The 9,171-nt window shown below is 71.2% G+C and carries 7 protein-coding genes; 4 read left to right on the plus strand and 3 right to left on the minus strand.

Going from position 1 to position 9,171, the window contains the following annotated elements:
- Positions 1-19: 19 nt before the first annotated feature.
- Complete coding sequence (locus ACFWGZ_RS04880) at positions 20-3,211, minus strand: S8 family serine peptidase (protein ID WP_382450132.1); 3,192 nt, start codon at positions 3,209-3,211, stop codon at positions 20-22.
- Positions 3,212-3,507: 296 nt separating this feature from the next.
- Complete coding sequence (locus ACFWGZ_RS04885) at positions 3,508-4,050, minus strand: hypothetical protein (RefSeq protein ID WP_382450133.1); 543 nt, start codon at positions 4,048-4,050, stop codon at positions 3,508-3,510.
- A gap of 110 nt (positions 4,051-4,160) precedes the next feature.
- Here ACFWGZ_RS04885 and ACFWGZ_RS04890 point away from each other — a divergent pair, with 110 nt between their 5' ends.
- The 3 genes from ACFWGZ_RS04890 (at position 4,161) to ACFWGZ_RS04900 (ending at position 6,184) form a co-directional block, all read left to right on the plus strand.
- A complete protein-coding gene (locus tag ACFWGZ_RS04890; RefSeq protein WP_382450134.1) occupies positions 4,161-4,850 on the plus strand; it encodes a hypothetical protein in 690 nt (229 codons plus the stop codon).
- 381 nt (positions 4,851-5,231) lie between these two features.
- Positions 5,232-5,720 carry an NADPH-dependent FMN reductase gene (locus ACFWGZ_RS04895; RefSeq protein WP_382450135.1) on the plus strand — a complete coding sequence of 163 codons (489 nt, stop codon included), beginning with the start codon at positions 5,232-5,234 and terminating at the stop codon, positions 5,718-5,720.
- Positions 5,717-6,184 (plus strand): flavin reductase family protein, encoded by a 468-nt coding sequence (locus ACFWGZ_RS04900; protein ID WP_382450136.1) that lies wholly within the window; start codon positions 5,717-5,719, stop codon positions 6,182-6,184. The genes ACFWGZ_RS04895 and ACFWGZ_RS04900 overlap by 4 nt, the downstream gene beginning before the upstream one ends.
- On the opposite strand, the gene ACFWGZ_RS04905 is transcribed toward ACFWGZ_RS04900, so the two are convergent.
- Positions 6,173-7,867 (minus strand): FAD/NAD(P)-binding protein, encoded by a 1,695-nt coding sequence (locus ACFWGZ_RS04905; protein ID WP_382450137.1) that lies wholly within the window; start codon positions 7,865-7,867, stop codon positions 6,173-6,175. The two genes, ACFWGZ_RS04900 and ACFWGZ_RS04905, sit on opposite strands and share 12 nt — an antisense overlap.
- Positions 7,868-8,058: 191 nt before the next feature.
- Between ACFWGZ_RS04905 and ACFWGZ_RS04910 the strand changes: the two genes are divergently transcribed.
- A complete protein-coding gene (locus ACFWGZ_RS04910) occupies positions 8,059-9,159 on the plus strand; it encodes an LLM class flavin-dependent oxidoreductase (protein ID WP_382450138.1) in 1,101 nt (366 codons plus the stop codon).
- Positions 9,160-9,171 lie beyond the last annotated feature (12 nt).

Raw genomic sequence — 9,171 nt, forward strand, 5'->3', positions numbered from 1 at the left:
TCCGCGCATTGCCGTGCTGCTAGCTGACTGCCTGGACGATCACGGCACCCGTGCCGACAACGGTGTTGTCGGACGTGCGCACCTCGAGCTCACCGCGCAGCACGCGGCCGGCGCCGGGCTGGCCCAGCGGCGTGATGACGCCCTTCGCGGTCCACGTCGCTCCGGCGGCGCGGTCGGCGTTGGTGTCCGACACGGTGAGCGTGCCGAGAGCGGACGAGGTGAAGACGTCGAAGTAGTCGTACTCCGTGGTGCCCGCGGGCACCGCGTAGCCCTCGACGAGGGCGACCCAGTTGCCCGCCGCCGGGTTGGCGATGGTCACCGACTCCTCGGAGTCCGCGTCCGCCGACGAACCGGCCAGCACGCAGCTGCCCGTCGTGCAGTTGTAGACCGACAGGTCGAGGTCGGCGCCCTGGTCGGCGGTGTTGCCGATGGTGACGGTGAGCTTCGTCGAGCCGGGCGTGACGGCGATCGGGTACTGCTGGCTCGCCAGGTTCTCGATCGTCGGGCGGGCCGTCTTGGCGCTGCCGACCGCACCCGCCGCGAGCCGGCCGTTGAAGCTGGCCTGCGTGTTCGAGACGGTGTAGCTGCGCTCGACCGGGGTGCCCAGCGCCGCAGACGGGATGACGTCCGGGTTCGGGCTGATGGTCGTGCCCAGCACGGACGCGGTCACCGAGTACGGCGCCTCGGCGGCGTCGGAGGTGCGGCGCGCCTCGATCACGATCTCCCAGACACCGGCCATCGGGCTGGTCACCGTGCGGCTGGTCGGCGTGCCACCGGCACAACCGGCACCCGCGTCGGGGTTGTAGCAGTTGGTCGACGTGTTCGAGTCGAAGCCGACGCCCTGCGGGGTGTAGCGCAGGAAGCGGACCTGGCCCTTGCCGGCCTCGGCGCCACCGGCGTTCATGTCGACCTTCAGCGCGGTGGTGCCCTTGGGCACGTTCACGAAGAGGCTGGTCGACTGGTTGCGCGCGATCTTGCCGGACTTCGTGACCGAGAACTTGTTGGCGGCGTTGAAGTTCTCCGCCGCGAACACCGCGTTCATGGTCTGCGCGTCGACGCCGGGGGTCTCCGGGTTGTCGAGCTGCAGCACGGCGCTGTGCGCGCCCGCCGTCTTGGCCTTGATCGTGACCGGGAACAGCACCGGCGTGTTCAGCGGCAGGCGGACCTTCTTCGCCGACGTGAACGTGCCGTCGTTGCCCAGCCAGGACACCTTGTAGGTCTCGTCGTCGTGGCCCGTGGTGCGGGTCAGCGTGTAGGTGCGGGTGTACTCCTTGCCCGCCGTCACGCCCTCGCGGTCGTGGATGCCGACACCGACGTTCGGGGTCGCCAGCAGTCCGCTGAGGACGGTGCTGACCTGCACGGCCGTCGTGACCTTGTCCGGGGTGGAGTGCTTGTCCAGCAGCTTCCACGCGGCGTTGGTGTTGAACAGACCGGCACCCTGCTCGTAGGCGCCGAGGGTGTCGACGTAGTTCGCGCTGCGCTGGATCGCGTAGCGCAGCTCCGCGCTCGTCGGGCGCTGGCCGTTGTGCGTGGCCTTGAACGCGCTCACGAGCAGAGCGGCGGCACCGGTCGCCTGCGGGGCGGCCATCGAGGTGCCGTTGAACTGCGAGTAGCCGGCGGGCAGGGCGTAGGTGCCCGCCACGGGGCCACCGGGCTGCCAGCGCGGCGTGGTGGAGATCGCCGAACCGGGTGCGACGATGTTCGGCTTGAAGCCGCCGTCCTCGGCCGGGCCGCGCGACGAGAAGCCGTGCAGGTTCTGCTTCTGCGCGGTCTTCGAGCCGTAGTTGGAGAGCCAGGTCTCCTTGGTGATGTACGAGCCGACGCTCACCGCGTCCGTGGCGACCGACGGGTCACCGACGGTGTTGGAGCCCGCACCCGAGTTGCCCGCCGAGATGAACAGCTGGACGTTGTACTCGTTGATCGTGCGGTTGTAGAGCTCCGCGCGGGCGTTGTTGCCGTCGTTGAGCGCCGGGAGGCCACCGATGGAGATGTTCACGACGTCGGCGCCGTTGCGCGCCGCGTAGAGGACACCGTCGATGAGGCCGGAGCTGGTGCAGGACGGCGTGGAGAGGCACGCCTTGATGGCGATCAGCTTCGCACCGGGCGCGGCACCGGCCATCTTGCCGTCGAACAGCTTGTTGGCCGAGGTGATGCCGGCGACGTGGGTGCCGTGCGCGGCGCCCGAGATGCCGAGGTTGACGTACGGGGTGCCCGCGTTGTCGTAGATCGAGCGGTCGGTCTGGACGACGAACGCGACGCGGTCGATCACGGGGGTCGCGGGGTTGTCGGTGCCGAAGAAGCCGACGTCCTGCTTGACCTTGTAGTCGATCATGCGCTTGTTGTTGGTGAAGTTGCCGTCACCGTCGGTGTCGACGAAGACTTCCTTCGTCGTGATGTCCTGGAGGACGCCGAACGTGTCGGTGCGGTCGCCGTCGCGGTTGATGTCACCGCCGGTCTCGGACGCCGCGGTGCCGAGGTCGCCCGCGGTCTCGGCGAAGAGGCCGAACGAGTACGGGCCGCCGGTCGCCGGCGCGGTCCACTCGCGACCGCCGTTGGTGAACTTGCCGACGACGCCCGTCTTGGTCATGGTGACCCAGGTGCCGTCGCCGGAGTTCGTGGCGTTCGCGTTGTACCAGTCGATGATCTTGCGCTCACCGGTGCTGGTCGTCTGCAGGGCGGGGGTGTCGAGGTCGATGCCCGAGTCGATCACGGCGATCGTGGCGCCGCGACCGTCCCACTTCGGGTGCGCGGTGGCGAACTGCGCCGCCTGCGTGTCCTGGGTCGGCATGTACGGGTTCGTGCGCGGAGTCTTCGCGTCCGGCGCCTTCTGCGGGGCCGGCTGCTCCATGCCCTGCGGGCGCGGGTCGTCGAGCGCGACCAGCCCGTCGACGTCGACCGTGCTGACCGAGGCCAGCTTGGCGGCCTTCTCCGCGTTCTCGCGCGGGATGGTCACCTTGACGTAGTCGACGTCCTTCTCGGTCTTCTGGACCGTGGCGCCGAGCGCCTTGAGGTCGTTGACCGCGGCGTCGGTCTTGCCGTCCTCGGCGGCGACGAGCAGGTCGACGGTCGGCTTGCCCTCGCGGGCGGCCTGGTCGACGAGCTCGCGGTCCTTCTTGTCCAGCTGCTTGTCGGCGGCCGGCTTCTGCTGCTGAGGTGCGTTCTGCGCGATTGCAGGGGTGGCGGCGAAGCCGAGCCCGGCAGTGCCCAACACCGCGGTCAGCAAGACCGTTCCGGTGCGGCGTCTCCAGTTCTTCACGGCGCATGTGCCCTTCGTGGGGTAAAGAGTGCTCCGAAGCACATCTCTTCGCCTCGCGAGGGGCAATAGTCTTCCCGGAGCATTCCTGATATCCACATTGGACTGTTCAGGGGCTTGTCCGGGCAGCATTTTGGTGCTGCGCGTTTCTTTTTCGCCTTAGAACGAGCAGACGCCCTCCAGTCAAGAGCTGATGGAGGGGAATGTCAAGGCTGCGTCAACGGTGAACGGCGTTGCCGTGTAACAGGATCCCGTCAGCGGACGATGGAGCGGTCACCATTTCCGCGCAACAGCGAACGCAATCGCGATCGCACGCGTGCGCCGAGACCGCGGGCGGCGGTGACGGCTTTCGGCTGCGCGCCGCACACCGAACATCCGGCGCGGTGCTCGCCCAGCGCCTGCCGGAGTTCCGCCACGTGCTTCTCGGCCCGTTCGGGGACGGTGTCCTTTTTGATCGACAACCGGCTCAGCTCGGTCAGCACCTCCTTGCCGCCGTCGTGCCGGACCACCGGCGCGATGGTGTGGAAGGCGATGAGGTTCCGCCGCCGGGTGAGCACGACCTCGCGGACGTCACACCACTCGACGGTGGTCTGCCGGTCGAGGCTGTTCGACGTGATGCCCTGCGTGGTGAGCCTGGTGCCCATGCCCAGGCAGCGCCACGCCACGGTGCCGCCCAGCAGGAACCACAGGCCCCCGAAGACGTAGCCGTACCAGGGACCACCCGCCATCGCGAGCGGCCCGCAGGCGGCCACGGCGGCGCCGAGGCCGAACAGGACCCATCTCCACCTGGTGTGCATGACTCCCTCCTGTTCACCGGAATCGGGCGTTCTACTCCTCAACGCACCCCGGGACCGCCTCGTTGAGCGTTCCGCAGGACTGGAGGCTGATCAGGCGCTACCTTGCGCCCATGGACCTGAAGTCGGTCGCCGACGAGCTCTACGGGCTGTCCCCGAAGGAGTTCACCGCCGCCCGCAACGCCGCGGCCAAGCAGGCGGACGACAAGGACCTCGCGAAGGCCATCGCGGACCTGCGCCGGCCGACCGTGGGTGCCTGGGCGGTCAACAGGCTGGTCAGGGACGCCCCCGAGGGTCTGGCGGAGGCGCTGGGCCTGTCCACGGCGGAGCTGACCATGCGCGAGCTCGGGCGCAAGCGCAAGGAGCTGATGGAGACCCTCGTCTACCGCACGCTGGAGCTGACGGGCCCCCTCGCCGACGACGCCGTCACGCAGGTCCGCAACACCCTGACCGCCGCCATGGCCGACCCGGACTCGGCCGCGCAGGTGCGCCAGGGCCACCTCACGAAGGCCCTGGAGTACTCGGGCTTCGGTTTCGCGCTGCCCGCGCCGGAGCCGCCGGGCGACGACGGCGAGGACGCGCTGGCCCGCAAGCGGCGGGAACGCCAGGAGCGCAAGCGGGCGGAGGCCCAGCAGGCCCTGGACGAGGCCGAACAGGCCCTCGGGGAGGCCCAGGCCGACCAGCTGGCGGCGCAGCGGGCGTTCGACCGGGCCGCCGAGCGGCTGGAGGACGCCAAGCGCGTCACGTCCGCGGCGGAGAAGGCGCGCAAGGCGGCCGAGCGCAAGCTCACCGACCTCGGTTAGGACCCGGGGCTCCGCGATCGCCGGCGGTCCGGCTGTCGCGCACGGTGGTCGCACCAGGCCCGGACCTGAAGCTCAGCTGAAGGAGTTGAGCCTGGTCACACCGGGAAACGACCGGAACACGACGCGGCAGTTGTACGTTCAACAAGTGGTTGGCCGCGGGCGCTCGAGCTGCTCGCCGGGGCCATCCGGCACCCCCAGGCCGGAGAAGCCCTTCCGCAGGCGTCGCGTGCTCGCGCCGCGGTCGACCCGCCGTCGGCCGGCACTCCGGAGACCCCCCTCACCGGTGGTGGCGGTCGGCGGCACCCCGAGGGAGCTCGGGGAAGCCCTTCCCGCGTGGTGGACGTGGTTGCTTCTCCGGCGGCGCGCCGCTGTGCTGGGAGCATGACGCAGATCGGTGTTCTGGCCGGCAACCCGCGGCCCGCCTCGCGCACCCTGCAGGCGGCGCTGGCCCTGCGCGAGGCGCTCGCCGGCGCGCTGGGCGTGCCCGTCGACGGTCCCGTGGTGGACGCGGCGGCGCTGGCACCCCGGGTCTTCTCGGAACCGGACGCGGTCAAGGCCGCGCTGGAGGCGTTGGGGCATGCCGAGGTGCTGGTCGTGGCCACCCCGACCTACAAGGCCGCGTACACCGGGCTGCTCAAGGCCGTGCTGGACCAGGCGCCCTCCGGCTGGCTCGGGGGCAAGGTCGTCGTGCCGCTGCAGATCGCCGCGTCCGACCGGCACGCGCTCGCCGTCGAGGTGCACCTGCGGCCCGTGCTGACCGAGCTGGGCGCGGTGGTGCCGCAGGCGTTCTTCCTCAACGAAGCCTCGCTTCCCGCCCAGGCGGCGGACTTCGCGCTCGACACCCGCGTGCTGAAGGGGCTGGTTCGATGAGGGAACAGCTGCGCGACGCGTTGCGGCACCACGCCCAGGCCGTCACGATCGTCACGGCCACCGGGCCGGGAGGTCCCGTCGGCACAACGGTGTCGTCGTTCACGTCGGTCTCGTTCGAGCCGCCGCTGGTCGTGGTGTGGATCGGCCAGAACGCCTCGGTGTGGCCCGTGCTGCGCACCGCGCCGCTGTTCGCCGTGCACCTGCTGGACGCCGCGCAGTCCGGCCTCGCCGACCTCTTCGCGACGAAGGGCGCCGACCGGTTCGGGGCGGGCACGCGCTGGCAGCAGGACGACGACGGCGTGCCGCGGCTGCTGGACGCCCCGGTCCGGTTGCGGTGCAGGACCTCCCGGCGGATCGCGGTCGGCGACCACGTCGCGCTGGTCGGCGAGCCGCTCGACGTCACGCACGCCGACATCCCCGCTCCGCTGGTCAGGCACCGGGGGCGCTACACCTCAGTCGGCTAGCACGCGCAGCACCTCCCGCGCCAGCGCGTCGTTCTGCCGGAACGCGGGAGCGTTCGTCCGTGGCCGGGCGAACGCCGCGTAAGCCTTGCCCGTCACGTACGGCCCGACCGCGAACCGGACCGGGTCCACCCGGCCGCGTTCGTCGACCAGCCGCCCCAGCGGGTCGACGCGGACCAGGCCGGCGGCGTCCTCGGAGATGTCGCCGGTCGCGCGCAACGACCTCAGCACCGGGTCCGCCGTGCGCGACAGCGCGTGCACGGGCAGCCTGGCCTCCACCAGTCCGGTGGCGCGCACCACCTCCGGCGTCGTCGCGCTGCCCGCCAGGAACGCGCCCTCGACCGCCTCGACCCACATGTCGGCGCCGAGGAACCGCACGATCCCCGCGCGGGACAGCGCGAGCAGCTCCTCCAGCCGGTCCGGTGGCGGCCCGGAGGCCAGGTAGCTGAAGTAGCCGTGCCACCAGCCGTCGAACGGCATGAGCCCGGCCAGCTGGCCGTAGACCGACAGCAGGGCCAGGAACGCGCCCAGGTCGGCGCTGTGGCGGGGGTCCGAGCGCCGGGCCACGTCCGCCTCGACGTAGGCGCGCAGGTGCTCCTGGAACTCCTCGGCGGTCGCGAACGTGACACCGGTCAGCGGCCGGTCGAGGCGTTCGAAGTCGATGCGGTCGGCCGGGTCGGGCACCGCCGAGAGCTCCAGCTCCCGCATTTCCGCGCTGTACCAGGGCAAGGCGGCGAACGACGCGGCAAATTCGGGGAACGGCATCCGCACCAGGGCGGGGTGGCCGGTGAACAGCTCGTGGTAGTGGCCCCACGCGATCTCCTTGGCCATCAACGGCCACACGTCCCGCCGGAAGTCCAGCTCCTGCCCCTCGAGCTCCTCCGCGACGAAGAACCGCGGCAGCGCCGGGCGCGGTCCCCGCAACCGGTAGCCGGTCTTCGAGTGGTACGGCACCCCGCGCCGCGATCCCACGTGCAGCGTGGGTTCCGCGCCGGACGGCACGTAGGTGAGCCGCCCGGACGAGCGCTCGTACCGGCCGCCGCGGCCCTCGGTGAGCAGCACCATCAGGTCGACGAACGCCAGCCCGAACCCGCGCAGCACCACGTCCCCGGTGACGGCCGACAGGTCCGCGTCGGCCGAGTACAGCGGCGGCACGTGGACGAGCCCGTGCTCGGCCGCGTGCTCGGCGAGCTCGCGGTGCTCCGGCTCGGGGTCGGCGTCGAGGTGCCCGAGCGCCAGCACGAGCACGTCGGCGGTGAGCCACCGGCCGTCGTCGAGCCGCACCCGGCGACCGGAGACCTCCATCGCCTTCGCCGGATGCACGGTCACCGAGATGTTCGGGGGCAGAGATTTCGTCGCGTGGTCGAAGAACCAGGCGAGGTACCTGCTCTGCACCTGCCGCGACGGGAACGACACGGGGTCGACGCCGGCCCAGTCCGCGAGGGACGGGCCCGGCCGGACCGGGCCCTCGCCGTCGAACGACTCGTCGGTGAAGACCGTCACGTCCTCGGCCATGGAGTTCATGCGCAGCAACGGGGACTGCTCGTGCCGCCACACCCGGCCCGCGCCCGGCGGGAACGGGTCGACGACGTGCACGGCGAAGGAGAGGGTGGGCGACTGGGCGGCGATGCGTTCCAGCAGGCCCGCGGTGCGAGGGCCGCCGCCGATGACGACGAGTGTGCGCATGCGCGTCTTTCCGTTGGAGGGCAACGAGAACCGAGCCGCGCCCCTCAACGCGAACACCGCCACGGTACGCCGCGCGGGCAAGCAGATCCCGCTCTGTGGACGTCGTTGCACCGGCCGGTGCCGGGGTGTGCACTCGGAGGGCGTCTCCCTCAACGCACCCAACTCCTGCGACCAGCACTGGGGATTCGGTCATGCCAGTTGAATTTCTCGGGATCGCCGCGACGAACGACGGGTCGGAGACGGCACCGCGGTCGTCCGCCGGCGCGTTCGACAAGGACTACACGCTCAGGCTCGCCCGCGCGCACGAGGACCACGGGTGGGACCGCGTGCTGTTCGCCTACGGCTCGGGTGCGCCGGAACCGTCCGCGGCAGCCGCCTACCTCGCGAGCAGGCTCGACAGGCTGCAGATCCTGCTGGCCCACCGGCCGAACGTGTCCTACCCGACGTTCGCCGCCAAGACGTTCGCGACGCTCGACCAGATCAGCGACGGCCGGCTGACGGTGCACTTCATCACCGGTGGCACCGACCACGAGCAGCAGCGCGAGGGCGACTACCTGACCAAGGACCAGCGCTACGGCCGCACCCGCGAGTACATCCAGATCGTCAAGAAGGCGTGGCTGAGCCGGGAGGCCTTCGACCACGACGGCGAGCACTACCACTTCGCGGACTTCGTGAGCGACGTGTTCCCCGTCCAGCAGCCGCGGCCGGACGTCTCGTTCGGCGGCTCCTCCCCCGCCGCCTACGCCGCGGGAGGCGCCGAGGCGGACATCTTCTGCCTGTGGGGCGAGCCGCTCGCCGAGACCGCCCAGCAGATCGAGGCGGTGCGGCAGGCGGCACGGGACGCGGGCCGCACCGACGTGCCGCGCATCCAGGTCGCGTTCCGGCCGATCATCGCGCCCACCGAGGAGCTGGCCTGGGAGAAGGCGCACCGCACGGTCGAGCGGATCGAGGCGCGCAAGGCGGGCGGGCCGCCGAGCCGCCGCCACCCGCTGACGAACCCGGAGAACACCGGCTCGCAGCGGCTGCTGGCCGTGGCCGAACGGGGCGAGCGGTTCGACCGCGCGCTGTGGACGCCGACCGCGAAGGCGACCGGGGGCGCCGGCAACTCCAACGCCTTGGTCGGCACGCCCGAAACGGTCGCGCAGGCGTTGCTGGACTACTACGACCTGGGCGTCGACATCCTGTCCGCGCGCGGCTACGACCTGCTCGGCGACGCCATCGACTTCGGCAGGTACGTCATCCCCCTCGTGCGCGAGGAGGTCGCCAAGCGGGACCGGGCGAAGGCCGCGTGACGACCCTCGAGG

The organism is Lentzea sp. NPDC060358, assembly GCF_042725365.1.
Classification (GTDB): Bacteria; Actinomycetota; Actinomycetes; order Mycobacteriales; family Pseudonocardiaceae; genus Lentzea.